Annotated in this window: 1 protein-coding gene; it reads left to right on the top strand. The window is 71.8% G+C overall.

Annotated features, from left to right (window positions below; all coding sequences use genetic code 11):
- On the top strand, positions 1-440 hold a 440-nt coding region (locus ACOMDU_RS13685), incomplete at both ends, for a phosphomethylpyrimidine synthase ThiC (RefSeq protein ID WP_421130709.1).

Here is a 440-nt window from a genome sequence, read left to right as displayed (position 1 = left end):
GCGATGCTCTGCTACGTCACGCCCAAGGAGCACCTGGGCCTGCCGAACCGGGACGACGTGAAGACGGGGGTGATCACCTACAAGATCGCCGCGCACGCCGCCGACGTCGCCAAGGGCCACCCCGGCGCCCGCGACCGCGACGACGCGCTGTCCAAGGCGCGCTTCGAGTTCCGCTGGCGCGACCAGTTCGGCCTCGGCCTGGACCCCCAGCTCGCCGAGGAGTACCACGACGAGACGCTGCCGGCCGAGCCCGCCAAGACCGCCCACTTCTGCTCGATGTGCGGGCCGAAGTTCTGCTCCATGCGCATCAGCCAGGACATCCGCAGCGAGTTCGGCGGCGCGTCCGAGCAGGCGGGAATCGCCGAGGCCGGCATGGCCGCGAAGTCCGCGGAGTTCCGGGCCGCCGGTGGGTCCGTGTACCTGCCGGAGCCGAGCCTGCG

The sequence above is a fragment of the Vescimonas sanitatis genome (assembly GCF_049060325.1).
GTDB classification, from domain to species: domain Bacteria; phylum Bacillota; class Clostridia; order Oscillospirales; family Oscillospiraceae; genus Vescimonas; species Vescimonas sanitatis.
Note: the sequence above shows the minus strand (reverse complement) of the source record. Positions and strands in the feature narration are given on the sequence as shown.